The organism is Saonia flava (genome assembly GCF_011927795.1).
GTDB classification, from domain to species: domain Bacteria; phylum Bacteroidota; class Bacteroidia; order Flavobacteriales; family Flavobacteriaceae; genus Saonia; species Saonia flava.
This window is the reverse complement of the sequence record NZ_JAATJJ010000002.1, coordinates 181,905-203,571: the sequence shown is the minus strand read 5'-3', so window position 1 is coordinate 203,571 and position 21,667 is coordinate 181,905. Positions and strand designations below refer to the sequence as shown.

Sequence of the window (21,667 nt, the reverse complement as noted above, 5' to 3'; positions counted from 1 at the left end):
AATAAATCTTACTTTACATCAAAAGTAATGGTGTCCAATTCTGATTCTTTCCAAGGGGTTATTTTACCTTGGGTTCTAAAGCGAATTCCACCCACGGTTCTACTGCTCACTTCAGATGCTGTATGTCCCCAGGAGTTTCTTATATAGGTTATAATGGCCGCAATTTCCTCATTTTGAAGCGTTGAGAAAGATGGCATGCTTGGAAGAATCTCTGGGATGTCATATTTTTTACCATTAACGGTCACAGTTCCTTCCATGCCATACAATAAAATCATGGTCAATTTATAATCTTCGCCGGTGACCCATTCAGATTGCTTTAAGGGTGGGGCAAACCTTGCCATACCCTCTCCTTGGGTGCCATGGCAACTGGCACAAAGGTTAAGGTATTTTTGCCTTCCCGTTGCATATACATTTTCATTAATTTCATGTGCCAGGGATGTAGTAGTTTCAACTTTTTCTGGTTTTCCTGGCCATGTAAAAAGGTTCTGTAAATTATCTATTTGTAGTTGGTTATCTACACCCGCCATGTTTGTATCCCTAAACAAATTGGGCCTATCGGCTAAGTTGATTTTTAGGGTATCATTGGTCCGGCCATAATTTAACATCCCATTTATGATGGCAGTCTTGACCCATGTTTCTGATTCTGCTTTAGAACTTTCAACGGTATGGAACAATTGGTTAATCTCATGGGTTGATTTTTTTCTGGTGATTGCCGTCACCAACATTTCTAAAAATATCTCCCTGTTTTGATTATAGTCCTTCCACGTTTTTTCGGTGAGCAAATACTTTAAAAGATTGGATTCCCTATTCTCCAGACTACTCATGGCTACATCCCTCGCAACGGGTAGTTCACCATAACTTTCTAAGAATTGTTTTATAATGGAAAATGCAATTTCTTCTTCCATCTCGTTACTGGCCAGAACCATTTGCATTTGCACCATTGGAGGGGCATTTTGATAATTATTTTCAACGTACTCTTCAATGGCTTCTTTTACTTTTGGCTGTTCAGGAATTAAGTTTACTAAAAGCCTTAAGGCTGCTTGGCCTACTTTTGAATCTTTTGTGCTAAGTGCGGAAATATAGGTTTCAGCATGGGTATACTTTAAACCTTCCAAAGTCCATAAAGCATGCAATTGGCCCAAAGGATTGCCACTGGAGACCATTTGTTCCAATTCTGGAAATAAAGAGGGGTCGTTTTGTTCAACCAAAAGACGTTGTGCCATATCCCTGGTCCAACCATTTGGGCTTCCTAATTGGGCAACAAGTTCAGTAGAGGACATGGAGGAAAGAGGGGTAATTTTAGGTGTTTTTTCCTTGCTGGTAATTCGCCAAATACGCCCCATATTAATAGGTTTATCCAGTTTTCGGTTTAATGTAATTTCACGTAAATAAGGTGTCATATAGGGCCCATGCTGAATAATACCTTTGTACATATCCACTACATATAATGCCCCATCTGGACCAGAAGCAAGAGAAATGGGCCTAAAGCGTTCATCGGTTGAAGCAAGAAACTCTCTTTTATCATAGGCGCCTTTGGCACTGAGCATAAATCCATTTTCAAAAACCTTGTTTCGTTTGATCAGGTTGGCCGTTGGTTCACAAACAAAGGCATCACCCAAAAAAGTATTGGGCATTGCATCTCCACGATAGACCAATGGGCCACAGGCAGACGCAAATTCCAACAGCTTTCCCTCATCGTCCAAAGTACCCGGAACATAACCTCGGTTTACGGCCGTATTGCTTCTAATGGGATATATTTCCCGCTCCAATGTTAGTCCATGATCAATACCACTGGAGGGAACATGGTTTTTATTGTTTTGTAGCGCATTGGGCGGTACCAAATCGGCATGTAGCTGTGACCAATTATAGTTGTAAAACAGACGCCCGGCATTATCATGGCTAATGCCCCATTGTCCTCTAAACTCGGTGGGGTCTTTAACCCATTCACCATTAATTTTTTTATATCTGGATTTTGATTTGGCATTGTAATACCAATTGTCCAAGCCTCGCCAAAGGCCATTGCCAGAATGCTCTGGCATGCCAATGCCTCCGTAAGTTGAGTCAATTAATATTTTGGAATCCGCTACAAAATCTCCATCTGTATCTTGGGCATACCATAAGGGAAAATTCTCCGCAAACAGTGCTCCGCCTTTCACTACGGCAATTGCCCTGGGCAGAACAAGGCTATCTATAAATATAGTGCTTCTATCCATTTTTCCATCACCATCATCATCAAATAAAACGGATATCCTCCCTATTTTGTCCTTTTCCCCTGTTCCATCAATGTCCTTCATAAAGCCCAACATTTCCACAACCCAAAGTCTTCCACCTTCATCGAATGTAATGGCAACTGGATCTTGCACCAGAGGTTCGGATGCCACCAATTCTATCTGTAAATCTTCTTCGGCCAGCACAAAGGATTTTAGGGCATCGGATGGGGATAGGGGAGGAGAAGGATCAAGGGAAGGTTGTTGGCAACCTAAAAGGAACATGGGTATGCCAAAGAATATCATATATCGAATATGAAATGGATGAATGTTCTTTAACATAGGAATTGGTTTTAAAAGGTTTTTGTCACACAGCTATACCGCTTTAGAGAATAAAAGATGCAATAAATACAAAACATGCCATGGATATACCCACTACAAAAGTTCCAAGGGTGTATAGTCGGTATCCAGTTTTAACATCCATATTGGAGAATTGGGTCAAAATCCAAAATCCACTGTCATTGGCATGCGATACTACCATAGCTCCAGCTCCAATTATGGCAACTACCAGCGCTTTGTCTATTTCGGAGACAAAACCTAGGGAGGGCAACATAGGAGCGATTATGGAAGCTGTTGTAATAAGGGCAACCGTAGAGGATCCTTGGGCTGTTTTAATTGCTGCACATAGCAAAAAAGGCAACCAAATCCCCAAACTTGCGCCTGATAATGTTTCGGCCATAGTGGTGGCAATACCACTGTTTTGTAGTATGGTTCCAAAAATTCCACCAGCACCTGTTATTAAAATAATATTGGAGGCATCACCCATAGCTTTGCCAACCCATCCCGTAGTGGAAAGAATTTCTTTGTCCAGTTTTTTGGGAAGCAACAATGCAAACAACATGCCTATCAACAATGCAATAATGGGAGAGCCAATAAAACCAATGAATTTTGCCCATCCCGCTTCTTGCTGTACATCTGTTAAGCTAAATTCCATTAAGGATTTACCTATGATAAGTAGAATGGGAATTAATATGGGCAAGAATGATTTTATGGCACTTGGAGCTTGTTTTAATTTTTCGTTGATTTCCTCTTCAGAGGTTTCTGGGTTTGGGTCAATATATGTTTTGGCGGCTACCTTCTTGGAATAAATAATGGCAACTATCAACGCCAGGGCACCAAGTGCCAATCCTATGAGCATAACCAGGCCAACATCTGCCCCAATAATTCCTGCTGCTGCAATGGGACCTGGAGTAGGGGGTACCAAAACATGGGTGATCATTAAACCCAAGATCAATGCTACTGCAGTTCCTGCAATGGACAACCCGGCTTTTTTTGTCAAACTTTTATTTAACGGCGTTAGGATTATGAATCCACTATCTGCAAATACAGGAATGGAAACAACAAAGCCAACTATGGCCATGGCTTCATGGACACGTTTTTTTCCAATTAGTTTTAGGACAACCTCTGCTAATTTGTAAGCACCACCGGAATGCTCTAAAAAAGCCCCAATGATAACACCAAGAATAATAACAATTCCTATTTTTCCCAAGGTTACTCCAAAGCCATCATTAATGGACTGTACCATGGTCTCAAGGCTCATTTCGGAGAAAAGGGCAAAGAAAATTGCTGCGGCCAAAAGGGCCAAGAATGGATGCACCTTAAGTTTTACGGTAAGTAAAATAATAAATGCAATACTGAGTAATAATAATACAATTGACATCATAGGATTGGTGGTTTAATGTGCGTCTCTAGTTACTTCTGAGCCAGATTTTCCCACCAAGAAATCAAAATCGGCACCAAGATGGGATTGTTGTACGGATCTGGTATATAAGCTAACATAGCCTCTTTCCATGATAGGGTTGGGAGGTGTCCATGCAGCTTTTCGTTTTTTAAGTTCTGCTTCATCAACATCTAAATGAAGTTTTCGGTTGGGTACATCCAATATTATGTTGTCGCCAGACTCTACCAATGCCAATAATCCTCCAATTGATGATTCTGGGGAGATATGGAGTACCACGGTGCCATAAGCGGTTCCGCTCATTCTTCCATCAGAAATACGGACCATATCCTTAATACCTTTCTTTAATATTTTTTCTGGTAGTTCCATATTGCCAACTTCGGCCATACCGGGATAACCAACAGGACCCACGCCTTTAAGTACCATGACACTGTTTTCATCTATATCCAGGTTGGGGTCATCAATTTTTTCATGGAAATCTTCAATGGTTTCAAAAACTACCGCTTTCCCTGTATGGGACATTAATTCCGGAGTAGCTGCAGAAGGTTTAATGACCGCGCCATCTTCACATAGGTTGCCATAGAGCACTGCAATGCCTGCTTCCTCTAAAAAAGGTTGGTCAATGGATGCAATTACCTCAGGATTATAACATTCTGCTCTTTGATTATTTTCGCCAATGGGTTTTCCATTTACCGTAATGGCTTCATTATGAAGATGCTCTTTCATTTGTTTGATAACCACAGGCAATCCTCCGGCATCAAAAAAATCTTCCATTAGAAATTTTCCTGAGGGCATTAAATTTACAAGGAGTGGAATTTTACTTCCCAGGTTGTCAAAGTCCTTTAAATTGAGTTCTACTCCAATTCTACCGGCAATGGCCAATAAGTGGACAATAAAGTTGGTCGATCCGCCTACCGCGGCATTTAATTTTATGGCATTTTCAAAAGCTTTCCTGGTAAGGATTTTGGATAGTTTAAGGTCTTCTTTTACCATTTCCACTATGCGTCTTCCAGAAAGCTGGGCCAATACTTTTTTTCTTGAATCAACTGCTGGTACGGCTGCTGCTCCAGGTAAGGTAAGTCCAAGGGATTCTACCATACATGCCATTGTGGATGCCGTTCCCATGGTCATACAATGTCCAGCGCTTCGGGAGGAGCATATTTCTGCCTCTACTTGATCTTCTGGAGTAAAGCCTTCATTTTGTATTTTGTCTTTTAATTGCCATACAAAAGTTCCAGAACCAATAAGTTCTCCCTTGTATTTTCCATTTAGCATGGGACCTCCGGGAACCACAATGGTTGGTAAGTCCACACTGCATGCTCCCATGACCGTGGAAGGTGTAGTTTTATCACAACCGGTCAATAGCACAATACCATCCAAGGGATTGGCCCTTATGGTTTCTTCGGTGTCCATACTTGCCAAGTTTCTAAAGAGCATGGCCGTAGGCCTCATAATGGTTTCACCGGTACTTGTAACCGGAAACTCAAAAGGAACACCTCCTGCTTCTAAAATGCCCTTTTTTACAAATTCTGCAAACTCGCGCAAGTGTCCATTACATGGAGTAAGTTCTGACCATGTATTGCAAATTCCAATTACGGGGCGACCTCTAAAATAATCATCGGGATATCCTTGGTTGCGAAGCCATGAACGATGGATAAATCCCTGCTTTTCATCATCTGGGTTAAACCACTCCTGACTTCTTAATTTGGGTTGATTTTTTTTACTCATTTTGGTTGATTGGTATTTTGTAAATAATGCAATAAAAGGGGTTAGTTTTTATTAACACGATTAAGTTATCATCTTTATATCATTAAAAAAAATGGGAATAGCATTTTTTTGTGCTAATCTTTAATTTGATGTTTCACGATAAGACTTTGTACGTATAGAAATCAATATATTGAAGAGTTTTCTTTAATTTATGTAATGTACTCATTTTCACAAGTGAAATATTATGGGGTTGGAAAAAAAAATGGTATTTTGGTATGTATTCCATAATCACCTAAACCACCCATCATGAAGCGTAGAAAATTCATCCAAAATTCAGTGGCTGGCACACTTGCCATGTCCATGCCCATCTTTCCAATTTTTCCATCCTTGGACCCAGAAACCCGATTTGGGGTAGCGGAAGCTTCCTATATGTTACGAAAATATAGAAAACTGGAAAGTGTAAAATATCCCCAGTTTACCAATGCTTTGGATATGATAGATCACTTTGATTCCCTTGGTTTTGGGGGCGCACAATTGACCATGCACAGTTTGGATTCCAAATTGGCAAAAAAGATCAGAAAGCGTTTGGATGAATTGGAATTTTTTATGGAAGGGCAGATAAGACTTCCAAAAAGCGATAGTGAATTGGCAAATTTTGAAGCGCAGGTAGTGGAAACCAAAGAAATGGGTGTTACCGTTATACGAACGGTTTGTTTGTCAGGCCGCCGCTATGAAAATTTTGATACCATGGAAGCCTTTCAAATATTTAGAAAGGAATCGTTGGAATCCATTCAACGGGCAGAGCCTATTTTAAGAAAACATAAAATGAAACTGGCCGTAGAAAACCATAAAGATTGGAGAGCGGATGATTTCCTTGAAATCCTTAAAGCAGTGGATAGTGAGTGGATTGGTGTAACCCTGGATACAGGAAACAATATCTCCTTGTTGGAAGACCCAATGGAGGTAGTGGAAGCCCTTGCTCCCTATGCCTTTACTGTACATTTAAAGGATATGGCCGTGGAAGAATATGAAGATGGTTTTTTAATGTCGGAAGTAAACCTTGGGGATGGCTTTTTGGATATTGATGGAATGATTTCCACCATTAGAAAACACAACCCAGAAATAAAATTTAATCTGGAAATGATTACCAGAGATCCATTGAAAATTCCTATACTTACAGATAAGTATTGGGCAACATTCGATAAAATATCGGCCATGGAATTGGCCCAGTACATTAAAAAAATTCGGAGGCATAAAACCATGTCATTGCCAAGAGTGTCCAATAGATCGGTAGAAGAACAACTTGCTTTGGAAGTTGAGAACAACCGAACATCTCTGGTTTATGCCAAAGAGCATTATGGCTTTAGTTAAACCAAAAACCAAATACCAATCAACCAAATAGTAAAATATGTCAGACACAGTATTGCCGGGAATAAAACAATTTGATTTAACAGGGAAAGTAGCTTTAATAACGGGAGGGTCCAAAGGACTTGGATTGGCTATGGGTGCCGGACTTGCATCTGCAGGGTGCAACGTAATGTTGGTGAACAGAAACCTAAAAGAAGGTGAAGAAGCTGCGAAGCAGTTGGTGGAAGATTTTAAAGTGAAAGCAAAAGCCTACGCGGCCGATGTGACCAATTTACCGCAATTGGAAGCGGTTACAAAATCCATTGTGGATGAATTTGGCAGTGTGGATGTGCTTATCAATAGTGCCGGGATAAATATTCGTGGGGCTATTGATGAATTGGCCCAGGAAGATTTTGCCCAAGTAATGAAAGTCAATGTGGACGGTACATGGAACGCTTGTAGAGCGGTGACCCCCTATATGAAAAAACAGGGCAGGGGCAGTATCATCAATATGGCCAGTACCTTGGGATTGGTGGGTCTATCCAATAGAACTCCATATGCTTCCAGTAAAGGCGCCGTGGTACAAATGACCAGAGCATTGGGATTGGAACTGGCTCCTTTTAACATCAATGTAAATGCCATATGTCCAGGGCCGTTCTTAACGGAAATGAACATTCCCATTGCGGGGACCGCAGAAGCCAAAAATTTTATTGTCGGGGCAACTGCTTTGGCCAGATGGGGAGAATTAAAAGAAATTCAAGGAGCTGCCATTTTCTTGGCCAGTGACGCATCCAGTTATATGGTAGGGTCTATGTTGACGGTAGATGGTGGATGGACAGCTAAATAAACCGGAAACAGGACTGAGCAGCAACACGGTTGAGTGGTGTTTATTTAGAAAATTTTCTTTCGAATGATGGAATAGATTACTATCAACCCCAAGATTCCTGAGATTATAAACCCAATCAACCCTAGTGCTGGGACACCATAAATTCTTGGGGGCATATCCGCAATGACCAGCAGGGCAGAGCCAATGGAAAGCGCTGCCAGTATAATGGCAAGAACTACACGGTTACTGGCTATATTAAGGGTAGTTCTAAAGGCGTCCAGACCATTGATGTCATGAACCACTTTTAGCTCCCCTTTTTTTACTTTTTGAATTATGGAGTCTAAGTCATCTGGAATGGTATCAATAAATCTATTTAGATTTTGAAACCGTTTAATGCTCTTTTTTAGAATACGGTTGGGACTTATCCTTTTAAGGCCTATGCTCTGTAAATAGGGTTTAATATTGTCTAGGATATTGAACTCAGGATCTAATTTTTGCCCCAATGCCTCTATAATGATCAATGCCCTAATGAGCATATAAAAATAATGGGGCAGTATAATTTGGTTATGGGATAATATTTTTTTGAATTCATTTAGGGTAACGTTCAATTTAATATCCTTTAGCGTGACATAATTTTCACTTTCATGTAAAAACTCATTGATGTCATTTTCCAATTTCTTCCGGTTTGGAATGTTAGAGGTAAGCGCTATTTTCTCAACGGTAACAATAATTTTGGAGGCATCTTTTTTTACGAAACTGAATAATAGGTCTTCCAACAGTTCACTATCTGTAGATGTTAGGCTTCCCATCATTCCAAAATCTACAAAACATATTTTCCCAAGTCCAGGTAACAAAAATAGATTTCCAGGATGCGGGTCTGCATGGAAAAATCCATGCTCCAATACTTGTTCCAAATAAAGGTCCACCCCAATTTTTGCCAGCGCATTTCTATCTATCCCCATGGCATCTATTTCTTCTATGTTGGATATTTTAATGCCATTTATATACTCCATACAAATAATATGGTCATTGGATAGGTCCCGGTATATTTTGGGCACATACACCAAAGTATTGTTTTCAAAATTTTTTGCAAACCTTTCTACGTTGTTCAATTCTCTGGAAAAACGCAATTCTTCCTTAATGCTTTTTTCAAAGCTGTTGACTATCTCTTGGGGTTGAAAAGATTTTGCCTGTTCACTGTACTTGGCAAGGCTTTTTGCCAATTGCTTCATGACTAAGATATCGGATTCTATGGTTTCCGTAATATTTGGTCGTTGGATTTTTAGGATGACCAAATCCCCATTTTTAAGTATGGCCTTGTGTACCTGTGCCAAAGAAGCTGCCGCCAAAGGTTCTGGGTAAATGTATTCAAAATGGTCACTGGCCTTTATGTTCAGTTCCTCTTCAACTGTTTGTATCACGCTAAAATTTTCCAAAGGCGGAGCATGATCCTGTAATTTTTCCAGCTCTGTGGTCAACTCCTTGGGAAACAAATCTTCCCTATTGCTAAAAATCTGTCCAAGTTTAATATAGGTGGGCCCTAATTCTTCCAACACCATTCTCACCCGTTCATATTTGGAAAAAGAGAGGTTTTTGTCCAACTCCTTATGACTGGTCAAAAATGATTTGGGGATGTATTTTTTTAAATCGGAATTTGCAACAATATCTTTAAATCCGTATTTCATCAATACACTTAAAAGTTTGTTGTATCTCTTTATTTCTGTCTTATGGAAACGGATGCCTGCTATTGCCATGGGTCTTGTTCTAGAACGTTACATACAAAAGTAGTTTCATGGCAGGTGAAGTAAAATGATAATTATCAGGATATGGGGCCAAAGAAGTGTTTTCCCATTAATTAATTTTAAGGGTAACTTTTGTTACTTTTAGGATTGATAATTATTCGTAAGTTTAAAAATTCAATCTTAATTCTTTTCATGGAACGTCGTAAGTTTTTAAAGAAAACCGCACAAACCTCTGTGTTCACTGTGTTGGGCATGGAAATCGTTTTTGGGGCTACCATGCCAAAAGGGTATTCCCCATTGGCATTGCAAGACCCAGACCCTTTTAAAATGTTCAACAAAGACCCACAAATGGTGGTGTTGAACGATAAGCCATGGAACATGGAGGCCCAGGCCCATTTACTGGATGATGCCGTTACACCCAATAAGTACATGTTCATAAGAAACAATGGGTTGATTCCAGAAAAGATTGATGTCGCCAATTGGTCCGTAACTTTTAATGGAGAGGCCATATCCAAATCAAAAACCTACACCTTAGCGGAGTTGAAATCCAAGTTTAAACACTATACCTATCAATTAACATTGGAATGCGGTGGAAACGGTAGGAGCGAATTTAATCCACCAGCCAAGGGAAACCAATGGACCATTGGTGCGGTTTCTTGTGCGGAGTGGACAGGTGTTAGGTTAAAAGATGTTTTGGCAGATGTGGGCGTAAAAGGTGATGCGGTCTATATTGGGTACCATGCTGCCGATGTCCATTTAAGCAGGGACCCCAATAAAGAACCTATTTCCAGGGGCGTCCCTATGGCAAAGGCCCTGCAGGATGAAACCTTATTGGCCTTTAAAATGAATGGGGAAGATATTCCTTTGGCACATGGGTATCCGTTACGTTTGGTGGCAGGGGGTTGGCCGGCATCTGCATCGGGGAAATGGATAAATGGCATTAGCGTTCGGAACAAAGTACACGATGGTGAAAAAATGGAAGGAAGCTCGTATCGCGTACCCTGTGAGACGGTGGCTCCCGGTGAAAAAGTGGAAGATGAGGATATGTGCATCATAGAATCCATGCCCGTAAAATCCTTGATTACCTACCCAAAAACAGGTGCTGTATTGGAACAGAACAAAAAGTTGAACATTAGGGGGCATGCATGGGCCGGGGAGTTGCAGGTAAAAGAAATGCACTATTCCATAGACTTTGGAGCAACATGGAAAACCTGTAAACTGGAGCCTGCCAGTAACCGACTCGCATGGCAGCGTTTCTCTGCTTCCATTGCGTTTCCCAAAAAAGGATATTATGAAGTTTGGGCAAGGGCAACAGATTCCAACGGAGTTGCCCAACCTATGGTATTGCCGGGCTGGAACCCCAAAGGATATTTAAACAATGCCTGCCATAGGATTGCAATTAAAGTGAGCTAAATGGGGACAAATAAAAATATAAAATCAAAGCTTTTGAACCTAGTGGTAATTGTCTCCCTACTTCTGGGAGGAATCTATTATTTTGTTACTAGGGAAGGTGCCCCCAAAGTTATGGATGCCGAAGAAGTGGTAGATGTAAATGGCTTGGAGGAAGACTTGGATAAAATAGAAAATGGCATCCATGTGCGTACCGGTTTTGTGGATGCGGAGGGGTTGGACCAAGTGGTACAAAATTGCACCACCTGCCATTCTGCCAAATTGGTGACCCAAAATAGAATGAGCAAGGAGCAGTGGCAGGCCACTATTAGGTGGATGCAAGAGACCCAAAACCTATGGCCTTTGGGAGAAAATGAGGAACTAATAGTAAACTATTTGGCAACCCACTACGCCCCAGATAAAAAGGGGAGGAGACAAAACCTTGCCAATGTGGAGTGGTACACCTTAAACGATAAGTAGTTTTTAAATGGAAAAATATATAGACGCCTTTACCAATGCCTTTATGGGTTCCGTAAATTGGACCTGGAAATCCATAGTGTTGGAGGTACCTTGGTACACCAATTACTTTTGGGGGCTTATTATAATCTCTTTAGTGGTCTGGGGGTTGGAAATCCTCTTTCCATGGCGAAAGGAACAGGCTATTTTTAGAAAGGATTTTTGGTTGGATGCCTTTTATATGTTCTTTAACTTCTTTCTTTTTTCCATTGTTATAAGTGGGTTTTATGAGGTATTAAAAGTACTCTTTAAAGATATTGGGATAACGGCAAAAAGCTTGGCCATAGTGGATATTGCGGCATGGCCCATGTGGGTGCAGTTGTTGGTGTTTTTTATAGTCCTGGATTTTGTACAGTGGTTCACCCATGTACTGTTGCATAGGTTTTCTGTGCTGTGGAATTTTCATAAGGTGCACCATAGTGTAAAAGAAATGGGCTTTGCGGCACACTTGCGCTACCATTGGATGGAAAATGTACTCTACAAGCCGTTAAAGACTTTTGGGGTCATGATCTTGGGTGGGTTTGAGCCCAGCCAGGCCTTTATTGTACATTTTATAGCCATTGCCATTGGGCATTTTAACCATTCCAATATTAAGATTACCTGGGGCCCGTTAAAGTATGTTTTTAACAACCCCGTAATGCATTTGTACCACCATGCCTATACCTTGCCCAAGGGCACCTATGGTGTAAATTTTGGGATAAGTCTAAGTTTGTGGGACTACATCTTTAAGACCAATTACATCCCAGAGGACAGCGGCAAAATTGAGCTGGGTTTTAAGGGTGAGGAGCATTTCCCAAAAGATTTTGTACACCAAAATTTATACGGTTTTTGGAAACCTAAAAAATAGAGGTTTTGGGAAGGTTTGTTATCGGTTTTGTTTAAGATTAGTTGTGTTGTTTAAGCACCTAATTTAGCAAATACAAACCGAATAGAAAATCCGCTAGGATTTTCGTAAGTAGGCTAGAACTAGCAATTAATTTTATACACTGTTAGGTGTAGTTTTTATTTCAGAAGTTGGTAATAATCGAGAATCTTCTAATCCAGCGGTTCTATGACCTACATTATTTAAATAAGCATTACTTTTAGAAAACTCCATAAACTTCAAGACGGATTCGTGCTCAACTATTAAAACAGCATTCCATTTTTCAGATTCAGGTCCGATTAGAAAATCATTACTTTTTCCATAATAGATTATTCGACTGCCCGATTTTTTTAATTCTGGCAATGTACTTTTCATATACAATTCGTACGCTTTTTCTCCGCTAACTTCTTCTTCGGGTTTTATTTGTTCCAAATCTGTATAGTCAGCCTTTTGTCGGAACTTTAGCAAGTTCAGCATTACAATTTTTCCTTTTTGAAGAAAATCTAAATAGAATTCTTTGCCAGCTACTTCTGTTGCATTAATGTACTTACTCATATTTTATAATTTTCCACAAATTTCATACTAATATTACAAATATTCATTGATGTACATCAAGAAGGAAGTGTAAACTTATTTCTAATTCGACTTACTGTTTCTGGACTTACATTTAAGTACGAGGCAATTTCATATTGTGGAATTTCGGTTATAAACCTTTTATTCATTTTAACCAATTTTGAATATCTTTCTTCAGCGTTCAAAAGTCTAAAATCTTCAAGTTTTTTTGCTGTGGAAATAAATAGTTGTTCAGATACTTGTCTAGCTATTTTTTTTATAAATGAATGTTTATTTGCTAATTCGTCAAGTTTCTTTCTAGTTATTATTCTTAGCTTAGAGTTTTTTAGGCAAACTATTTCTTTATTTGATTTTTTTTGTCTTAAAAAACTATAATAATTTGCTACAAACTGATTCTCAAATACAAAGTCATCAATAACTGATTTGTCATTTCCAATTAAAGTGCACTTTAAAAGCCCTTTCTCAACAAATCCAATTCTATTAGAAACTTTACCGAAGTCTACAAATTTCTCACCCTTAATTAAATCTATTCTTTCAAAAGAAGCTGAGAATACTTCAGCATCAGATTCTGAAATTTCAAAGTTATTTATAAGGAAATTTTTCATTTTTGTGAGTAATTACACCTAACGTTGCAGCTATGGCAAGTAGGGCAGGCAAGGAAACTTTTTGTTTCCGTCTGGTCTGCGAGCCAGAGCTTTTTGTTTTGTAATTATTTTTTCTTTTTTAATTGCCAAATCCAAAAGATTTGGCGACTTTATAAATATACACAGACCTTTCGTATTTGCCCTAAAGTCCGCATTACGTTTAGGCATTGTTAGGGCTAGTTTTTATTCACTATATATTTAAAAGCAAATCCGTCTTTCAATACAATTCCTTCTAAAGCAATTTTATATAAACTCCATACTTTTTTAGCGAAACCTTCTCCATCATTTTCTTTTATAATAATAGCTTTATTATGATTTATTTTCGGACAAAATAGCATTCCAAAACCACCTTGAGGGAAATGAATTGCTACTCCTGGTTCATATACGTTAACCGACCTCAAATAACAGATGCCATATCCGCCAATCTCAGCTCCACCAACTTTAATTGGATTAAGTTGTTTGCCAGAGCGAGCTTTTATAATTTGATTGGCAAAGCTAAACTCTGCTTTAAATTCATATATAAAAATCAATGATTTTAATTCTTCATGAAATACTGTGTCGATTCCAATTCTAAAGTCACTTACAGACGGTATTTTTTCATCTTTGATAACTTCAGAAAATGCAATATCCATTCTTGCAAAATCTGCTTTATTTGTATTTTTTTTGTTATGATATTCACTTTGATATTTATTAAACCCTTCTATATCTCCAATCCATAAATTGATATGGTCTAAAAACATTTTACCTTCTGAAATTTTATAAATAACTGGTTTATTATCAAATAGGGTAGCGAGAATAAAATCTGTTTTAAAGTTTGATTCATGATGTAATTGACCACATCTATTAAAAAGTTCTTTGAAGTTTTTGATTTTTTCGCCATAAAATTCGTCCAATACTTTTTCTGCAAAGTAGACTTTACCAGCATATCCAATGCAAGTATCTGGACTTAGAATTATCGTTTTGAGATTTCCAAAAAGAGGATTATTTCTTACTGCTGCTTCGTCTGTTATTTTGGAATCAGATACGATTTTGATTTTATCTTCTTTGATTTTTGCAACAATAAGCGTCATTAAATTTCTTAGGTTTTTAAATTAGCCCTAACGATGAGTATAAGAATAGTAGCGGATTTACACACCTACTTTACGGTTAAACACAGAGCCGAATTTTTAATTGTTTCTTTTAAATTCTCAAAAAGCCAAATTTTTAAATTTGGCTGTCTTTGCAAACACACTAAAACCTCTCGGGAAGCCTGTATTAGCTATGTTTCATAGGGTGCGTTGTTGGTAGTAGTTTTTAATCTTTTTTCATGCTTGTCCATACAATGAGACAAAGACCAATAAAGGCGGTCAAGGTTCTTATTTCATGGTAAAACCACCACTTGCTTCTTAGTTCCATCCAATTATTTGGAAGGCTTTTCAAATCCCAGGTCATTACAATACTATTAATCGGTTGATTTCCAAATTTGGTTATGAGGCCGCTAAAAATCAAAAAAGCACTTGCCACTAACAGGAGTATAAAGGCCATTTTTTCTTTTCTCCGTAGAAATGCAGAAGCCAATGTCAATATTATTGTAATCAGTCCCAATATTGGCATAATATCATTTAAGGCTATAATTATATTCTGTTGTTGTTCAATGTAGGTTGCGGCAGATAAATCCATTGGATTATATCCAATCCATATTCCAAAGATTGTTCCAGCTACCAATGCTGCCATCAGTATGTTACTAAATCGAATAATTTGTGTTGTCATTTTTATTGATTTAACTATTTAGATTTGTTGCGTTAAGTTTTTTGAATGCTGAATGTTCCTTTACCGTACCAAATTACTACCAACAATTGAATATAAATTATATGATCTATATATCTAATATAAATGTATAGCTTATCTATTGATTTATTGTTAATTGCAGTTCTATTTCTATGGAATATGGATTAAAAATGTGGTATTTAGACCCTGATACATCGGGGGAAAATAAAAAAAACAAAGATTTCTCACACTCGCTTTGCTTGGTTCAAAATGTCTCTTAGTTGGTCATTCGGAAATGAGAATTCAGCTCCGATTAAGGAATCTTAACCAACAATCCTGGACTTTGGATGTTGTTTTTTCACTATTCATAGATATTATTGATAGTGAATTAAATTAAATATATAACCATCTTACCAGAAGCCGTAAAATATTTGGGTAAATTTGAGAGTGTGAACTTATATAAAAATCAAATCTAAAAATCATTTTAATTATGGATAACAATAATAACAGTCATGGTGAGGCATGGGATGTTAACGAATCTAGTGGAAAATGCCCCTTTTTAAGTGGTGACATGAAACATGTTGCGGGTGGGGGTACCACAAATCGCGACTGGTGGCCCAACATGTTAAATTTAAGTATCCTAAGACAAAACTCATCCATGGTAGACCCAATGGATGAAAACTTTAATTATGCAGAAGAATTTAAATCCTTGGATTTAAAAGCGGTTAAGGAAGATCTATACAAACTAATGACCGATAGCCAAGACTGGTGGCCTGCAGATTACGGTCACTATGGTCCGTTCTTTATACGTATGGCCTGGCATAGTGCCGGTACCTACCGTATACAAGATGGTAGAGGTGGAGCTGGAGCCGGGCAACAACGTTTTGCTCCCCTAAACAGCTGGCCAGATAATGCCAACTTGGATAAGGCGCGTCTCTTACTTTGGCCTATCAAGAAAAAATATGGAAAGAAATTATCATGGGCAGATTTATTGATTTTGGCAGGAAATTGTGCACATGAGTCCATGGGATTAAAAATGTTTGGTTTTGCAGGAGGCCGTGAGGATGTTTGGCAACCAGAAGATGATGTGTATTGGGGTGCAGAAACCGAATGGTTGGGCAACAAAGAGCGTTACGCAAAAGACCAATTGGAAAATTCTTTGGGTGCCGCACATATGGGATTGATCTATGTGAACCCAGAGGGACACAATGCAAACCCTGATCCAGTGGAATCTGCACATTACATACGTGAGACTTTTGGACGAATGGCCATGAACGATTATGAAACTGTAGCATTGATTGCTGGTGGCCATACATTTGGTAAGACCCATGGTGCTGCCAATCCAGATGAATATGTTGGGGCAGAACCTGCGGCAGCTGGTATAGAGGCCCAAAGTATGGGTTGGAACAATAGCTTTGGAAGTGGTAAAGGTGCAGATACCATTACCAGTGGAATAGAAGGGGCTTGGACCAATACACCAACAAAATGGAGCCATACTTTCTTTAAAAACCTATTTGGGTATGAGTGGGAGCTAACAAAGAGCCCAGCAGGGGCACACCAATGGAAACCAAAGGACAATGCAGGTGCAGGTACCGTACCAGATGCACATGACCCTACAAAAACACATGCGCCGTTTATGTTGACCACGGACCTTTCTTTAAGAATGGACCCTGCCTACGAAAAAATATCAAGACATTTTCTAGAGAACCCAGAGGAATTTGCAGATGCCTATTCTAGAGCTTGGTTTAAATTAACACACCGTGACATGGGGCCAAAAGACCGTTATTTAGGTCCAGAAGTGCCACAAGAGGAATTGATCTGGCAAGATCCTATCCCTGCAGTGGACTATGAAGTAATCAATGCTACCGATATCGCTGGTTTAAAAGCAAATATTTTGGCATCAGGACTATCTGTTGCAGAATTGGTTTCTACAGCTTGGGCATCAGCTTCTACTTTTAGAGGTTCGGATAAACGAGGTGGTGCAAATGGAGGACGTATACGCTTGGCACCCCAAAAATTCTGGAAAGCAAACAATCCAAAGCAATTGGCAAATGTATTGGATACGCTTGGTCGTATTCAAAAAGAGTTCAATGAGGCGCAAGCTGGCAATAAGAAAGTGTCCATGGCAGACATAATTGTTCTTGGAGGAAGTGCAGCTGTTGAAAAGGCGGCCAAAGATGCGGGCCAGAACATTACAGTTCCTTTTGCTCCAGGGCGTACAGATGCCTCGGCAGAACAGACAGATGCAGAAGCGTTTGAGGCATTGGAGCCACTTGCCGATGGTTTCCGTAACTACTTAAAGGACAAGTATGATGTTGCCGCAGAGGAACTTCTAATAGACAAAGCACAATTATTGACACTTACAGCACCAGAAATGACTGCTCTTGTGGGTGGTATGCGTGTGTTGAATGCAAACTATGATGGTTCCAAGCATGGGGTGTTTACCAGCAATCCTGGAGCACTTACCAACGATTTCTTTGTAAACCTTTTGGATATGGGAACTACTTGGAAAGCCACTACGGATGATGATAGTGTATTTATAGGAAGTGATCGTAAAACAGGCGAGGTTAAATGGACAGGGACCAGAGTAGATCTTATCTTTGGTTCTAACTCGGAGTTGAGAGCACTTGCTGAGGTATATGCTTGTGAAGATTCTAAAGAGAAATTTGCAAAAGATTTCGTAAAAGCATGGAACAAGGTAATGAACCTTGATCGTTTTTAATTTGGATTAATACAATCAGTTATATAGTTAGGTTAAAAAGATGGTTCAGAAATGGGCCATCTTTTTTTGTTCTGCCAGCTAATACTATAGAACTGTTCAAAATCTAAGATCAAAACCACTGACAAGATTTTTACGGTACCTTGCCTCATCAAATTGGTATAAGAAAGAGCCTTTTTTGGAAGAAGTTCTGTCTTTTTCTTCCAAACGCTTTACAATTTTTAAGGAGTTTATTTTGCTTACAAAATTGCGCTTGTCCAGCTTTTTTCCAAGAATGGCTTCGTACAATCTTTGTAGTTGCAACATGGTAAATTTTTCTGGCAACAGTTCAAAGCCAACGGGCTGTGTTGTTGTTTTATAGCGCAGTCTCCTCATGGCCCTTTCCAACATAAGGTCATGGTCCAAGATTAAATGGGGAACGGAATCTATGGAAAACCATTGGGCGGAATACTGTTGCTGCAATTCCTTATCATGTTCTTCTATATTGATCAAGGCCGAGAAAGCTATGGATATGGTTCTTTCTGCAGGATCACGGTCTACCTCACTATAAGCTTCCAATTGCTCCATGTAAATATCACTGAGTCCGGTAAGGTTTTTTAAAACACGTTGGGCGGCTTCATTTAAGGTTTCGTTCTTCTTTAAAAAACCTCCCATTAAGGACCATTTCCCTTTTTCTGGCTCAAAGGCACGTTGTATGAGCAAGACCTTTAATTTTTCCTTATCAAACCCAAAAATTATACAGTCAACCGCAACAATTAATTTGTCTTCATTTTTGTAATTATTTATTCCCAAAACTATATGGCTTAAAAATTAAGAGCTTGGCTGCAAGTTATGTGGTTTGGTTTATTTTTTCTTCAATTTGACCATTAAAATGTCATGGCCTTCAATGGTAGCTTTAAGATTGTTCTTGGTAGTGCCAAGATCTTGTTTTTTGAACAAGTCCCTAATTTCGTAAGTGAATTTATCCACCTCAAGATTTCTGTTTACCGTATTATCCCCAATATGTTCCTTTTTCCAATCATAATTAAGTTCCTTTTTAGATTCGCTCATATTCACAAAATTAATGGCCCATCCATCATTTGCCAGAGGTTTTATCCAAATTTCAATGTCGTTCTCGTTCATAAACCGGAAGCCTTGGATTCCCAAAGGATCTTGATTTACCGAAATGACCTCTTTGTTGGTCAATATTTCCAAGGTTTCTTTTGAGGCGGCTCGCAAATCGTTCCCCATAATTAATGGTGATGCAAAAAGGGCCCACATACCAAAATGCACTCGGTCTTCACCTTGGGTCATACCATTACCGACTTCCATCATATCAAAATCGTTCCAATGCCCAGGTCCGGAAGCCTCTCTAATGCCTTTTCTCATGTTAATGATTTTCCATATTCCCCAAGAAGACCAGTTGCCATGACCCAATTCACAGTCCCAACATGGGGTAATATCTCCAGTTACCCTCCAAAGATGGCCTACGTCCTTGCCCCATTTCCATGGCTCATTGTCACCCCATTCGCAAATACTGAAAACAACAGGTCTTTTTGCTGCTTTTAAACCATCCCTCATGGTAATATAAGCTTCTTCCGCATTTAATTTCCCTGTGTTGCACCAGTCATACTTTAAATAATCCACATCCCAAGAGGCATAGGTTTTGGCATCTTGATATTCATGCCCACGACTGCCAGGGTATCCTGCACATGTTTTTGAGCCTGCACAATTATAAAGTCCAAATTTTAATCCTTTGGAATGAATGTAGTCTGCAAGGGCCTTCATTCCAGATGGAAATTTTTTGGGGTCGGCAATCAGTTCTCCATTCTCACCCCGTTCCCTAGTGGACCATCCATCGTCCAGAACAATATATTCGTACCCAGCATCTTTTAATCCCAAGTCAATAAAAGCATCGGCAATATCCTTTACCAGTTCCTCATTGATATCGGTAGCGAAAGTGTTCCAGCTGTTCCATCCCATAGGAGGAGTTTGAGCTAGATTGTCAAATTTTTGTGACTGTAGTACATTAATTAATAGTATAAATAAAAGAAATGTTAGTTTTCTCATGGTTTTTTGTATTTTTATAAGTGTTAAAATAACACTTATAATTTAATTTGCTCTATGAAACTACAAAATAAATTAATCAAGTTTTTCTTCTTTCTATCACTTTACGCAGGTTTTGGACAAGATGAAACAGTGAGTATCACTATTACTCCAGAAACAGCAAAAGATACCATCAGCAGACATATCTATGGTCATTTTGCAGAACATTTGGGCCGTTGCATCTACGAAGGTCTCTATGTGGGTGAAGAAAATAAAATTATTCCAAACACAGAAGGAGTAAGAAATGATATCATTGCCGCTCTTAAAGAACTGAACATTCCCAACCTGCGTTGGCCGGGAGGTTGTTTTGCGGACACCTACCACTGGAAAGATGGGGTAGGACCAAAGGCTGAAAGGCCAACCATTGTAAATCGTTGGTGGGGCGGTACTACGGAGGACAACAGTTTTGGAACCCATAACTTTTTAAATCTATGTGAAGTGCTGGACACAGAACCGTATTTATCTGCAAACGTGGGCAGTGGCACCGTACAGGAACTCATAGATTGGGTACAGTATACAAACCATGACGGAGTGAGCCCTATGGCGGATTGGCGTCGTGAAAATGGTCGCGAAAAACCATGGAAAGTAAAATATTGGGGCGTGGGAAATGAAACTTGGGGCTGTGGGGGCAATATGACGGCCGAGTATTATGCAGATATTTATCGCCAATATGCCACTTTTATGCCGGGATGGTCTGGTGACACAAAAATTTACAGAATAGCATCTGGTGCTTCGGAAGATAATTATCATTGGACAGAAACCTTAATGAAAAATGTTCCCCACCAATTAATGGAAGCTGTGGCACTACATGATTATGCCGTTTTTAATTGGTCGGCCAAAGGGCCTTCTGTAAATTTTGATGATGAAGTTTATTATAAAACCATGGATCAGGCTTTGAACATGGAGGAATATGTGACCAAGCACATTGAAATTATGGACAAGTATGACCCTGATGGCAATGTGGATCTCTTTGTGGATGAATGGGGTGGTTGGTACGATGCAGTCCCTGAAGTGAAGAAAGGAGTATTGTTCCAACAAAATACGATTCGGGATGTGATGATTGCAGGTACGGTCCTTAACACCTTTAATAACCACGCAAGAAGAGTAAAAATGGCCAACTTGGCTCAAATGGTGAATGTGTTACAGGCGGTAATTCTAACAGATGAGGAGAAGATGATTCTTACCCCCACCTATCATGTAATGAATATGTACAAGGTACACCAAGATGCCCTTTTGCTGCCTTCCAGAATTGAGAACAATGTAGAATACAGGGAACTTCCCGTAATTTCGGTATCAGCTTCAAAAGATGACAATGGAGCCAATCATATTTCATTGGTGAACATTGATCCAAAGAGAAGCATTACTGTGGATATTGATGTAAGTGGGATGGATGTGGATGAAGTTTCTGCCTCTATTTTAACCTCGGAAAAATTACAGGACCACAATTCCTTTGACAACCCAGATAAGGTAAAACCGGCGGTTTTTAAAAAGTTCAAATTGAAAAAGGGAATTTTATCGGTGGAAACACCTCCATATTCATTGATAGTATTTAAAGCAAACTAGAAT

Annotated in this window: 17 protein-coding genes; 7 read left to right on the top strand and 10 right to left on the bottom strand. The window is 39.2% G+C overall.

The features are described 5' to 3' along the window. Nucleotides 1-8: 8 nt before the first annotated feature. The 3 genes from GGR42_RS12980 to GGR42_RS12970 are packed head-to-tail and all read right to left on the bottom strand — an operon-like array spanning nt 9 to nt 5,673. Nucleotides 9-2,549, bottom strand: a complete 2,541-nt coding sequence (locus GGR42_RS12980) for a PVC-type heme-binding CxxCH protein (protein WP_167964880.1) — start codon at nt 2,547-2,549, stop codon at nt 9-11. A 43-nt stretch (nt 2,550-2,592) separates the two neighbouring features. Further along, entirely contained in the window at nt 2,593-3,930 is a 1,338-nt protein-coding gene (locus GGR42_RS12975; RefSeq protein WP_167964878.1) for a GntP family permease, read from the bottom strand. A gap of 12 nt (nt 3,931-3,942) precedes the next feature. Continuing rightward, nucleotides 3,943-5,673 (bottom strand): IlvD/Edd family dehydratase, encoded by a 1,731-nt coding sequence (locus tag GGR42_RS12970; RefSeq protein WP_167964876.1) that lies wholly within the window; start codon nt 5,671-5,673, stop codon nt 3,943-3,945. A 285-nt stretch (nt 5,674-5,958) separates the two neighbouring features. Here GGR42_RS12970 and GGR42_RS12965 point away from each other — a divergent pair, with 285 nt between their 5' ends. Continuing rightward, nucleotides 5,959-7,023, top strand: a complete 1,065-nt coding sequence (locus GGR42_RS12965) for a sugar phosphate isomerase/epimerase family protein (protein WP_167964874.1) — start codon at nt 5,959-5,961, stop codon at nt 7,021-7,023. Nucleotides 7,024-7,060: 37 nt separating this feature from the next. After that, a complete protein-coding gene (locus tag GGR42_RS12960; RefSeq protein ID WP_167964872.1) occupies nt 7,061-7,846 on the top strand; it encodes an SDR family NAD(P)-dependent oxidoreductase in 786 nt (261 codons plus the stop codon). Between the two features lie 44 nt (nt 7,847-7,890). On the opposite strand, the gene GGR42_RS12955 is transcribed toward GGR42_RS12960, so the two are convergent. Continuing rightward, entirely contained in the window at nt 7,891-9,579 is a 1,689-nt protein-coding gene (locus tag GGR42_RS12955) for an ABC1 kinase family protein (protein ID WP_167964870.1), read from the bottom strand. A gap of 180 nt (nt 9,580-9,759) precedes the next feature. On the opposite strand from GGR42_RS12955, the gene GGR42_RS12950 reads away from it, so the two are divergent. Genes GGR42_RS12950 through GGR42_RS12940 form a run of 3 tightly spaced genes read left to right on the top strand, consistent with a single transcriptional unit; the run spans nt 9,760 to nt 12,319 of the window. Continuing rightward, the gene (locus tag GGR42_RS12950; RefSeq protein ID WP_167964868.1) at nt 9,760-10,980 is read left to right on the top strand and encodes a sulfite oxidase; all 1,221 of its coding nucleotides are present in this window, start codon (nt 9,760-9,762) and stop codon (nt 10,978-10,980) included. After that, nucleotides 10,981-11,436 (top strand): monoheme cytochrome C, encoded by a 456-nt coding sequence (locus GGR42_RS12945; protein WP_167964865.1) that lies wholly within the window; start codon nt 10,981-10,983, stop codon nt 11,434-11,436. It abuts the gene before it with no gap. Between the two features lie 7 nt (nt 11,437-11,443). Beyond that, nucleotides 11,444-12,319 carry a sterol desaturase family protein gene (locus tag GGR42_RS12940; protein ID WP_167964863.1) on the top strand — a complete coding sequence of 292 codons (876 nt, stop codon included), beginning with the start codon at nt 11,444-11,446 and terminating at the stop codon, nt 12,317-12,319. Between the two features lie 132 nt (nt 12,320-12,451). Here the strand turns inward: GGR42_RS12940 and GGR42_RS12935 are convergent, their stop codons facing one another. The 4 genes from GGR42_RS12935 to GGR42_RS12920 form a co-directional block, all read right to left on the bottom strand. Beyond that, entirely contained in the window at nt 12,452-12,889 is a 438-nt protein-coding gene (locus GGR42_RS12935) for a DUF1330 domain-containing protein (protein WP_167964861.1), read from the bottom strand. A gap of 56 nt (nt 12,890-12,945) precedes the next feature. Then, on the bottom strand, nt 12,946-13,512 hold the full coding sequence (locus GGR42_RS12930; RefSeq protein WP_167964859.1) for a Crp/Fnr family transcriptional regulator: 567 nt from the start codon (nt 13,510-13,512) through the stop codon (nt 12,946-12,948). A gap of 215 nt (nt 13,513-13,727) precedes the next feature. Beyond that, a complete protein-coding gene (locus GGR42_RS12925) occupies nt 13,728-14,621 on the bottom strand; it encodes a hypothetical protein (RefSeq protein WP_167964857.1) in 894 nt (297 codons plus the stop codon). A gap of 223 nt (nt 14,622-14,844) precedes the next feature. After that, nucleotides 14,845-15,300, bottom strand: a complete 456-nt coding sequence (locus GGR42_RS12920; RefSeq protein ID WP_167964855.1) for a DUF1772 domain-containing protein — start codon at nt 15,298-15,300, stop codon at nt 14,845-14,847. A gap of 487 nt (nt 15,301-15,787) precedes the next feature. On the opposite strand from GGR42_RS12920, the gene katG reads away from it, so the two are divergent. Continuing rightward, nucleotides 15,788-18,019 carry a catalase/peroxidase HPI gene (gene katG, locus GGR42_RS12915; protein ID WP_167964853.1) on the top strand — a complete coding sequence of 744 codons (2,232 nt, stop codon included), beginning with the start codon at nt 15,788-15,790 and terminating at the stop codon, nt 18,017-18,019. 96 nt (nt 18,020-18,115) lie between these two features. Here katG and GGR42_RS12910 read toward each other — a convergent pair whose 3' ends face one another. Both GGR42_RS12910 and GGR42_RS12905 read right to left on the bottom strand, forming a co-directional pair. Further along, nucleotides 18,116-18,808, bottom strand: a complete 693-nt coding sequence (locus tag GGR42_RS12910) for an NUDIX hydrolase (RefSeq protein ID WP_209023997.1) — start codon at nt 18,806-18,808, stop codon at nt 18,116-18,118. Nucleotides 18,809-18,859: 51 nt separating this feature from the next. Continuing rightward, nucleotides 18,860-20,065: a glycoside hydrolase family 27 protein gene (locus GGR42_RS12905; RefSeq protein ID WP_167964851.1), complete on the bottom strand. Its 1,206-nt coding sequence runs from the start codon at nt 20,063-20,065 to the stop codon at nt 18,860-18,862. A gap of 54 nt (nt 20,066-20,119) precedes the next feature. On the opposite strand from GGR42_RS12905, the gene GGR42_RS12900 reads away from it, so the two are divergent. Further along, nucleotides 20,120-21,664, top strand: coding sequence for an alpha-N-arabinofuranosidase (locus GGR42_RS12900; RefSeq protein ID WP_167964849.1), 1,545 nt, complete (start codon nt 20,120-20,122; stop codon nt 21,662-21,664). Nucleotides 21,665-21,667 lie beyond the last annotated feature (3 nt).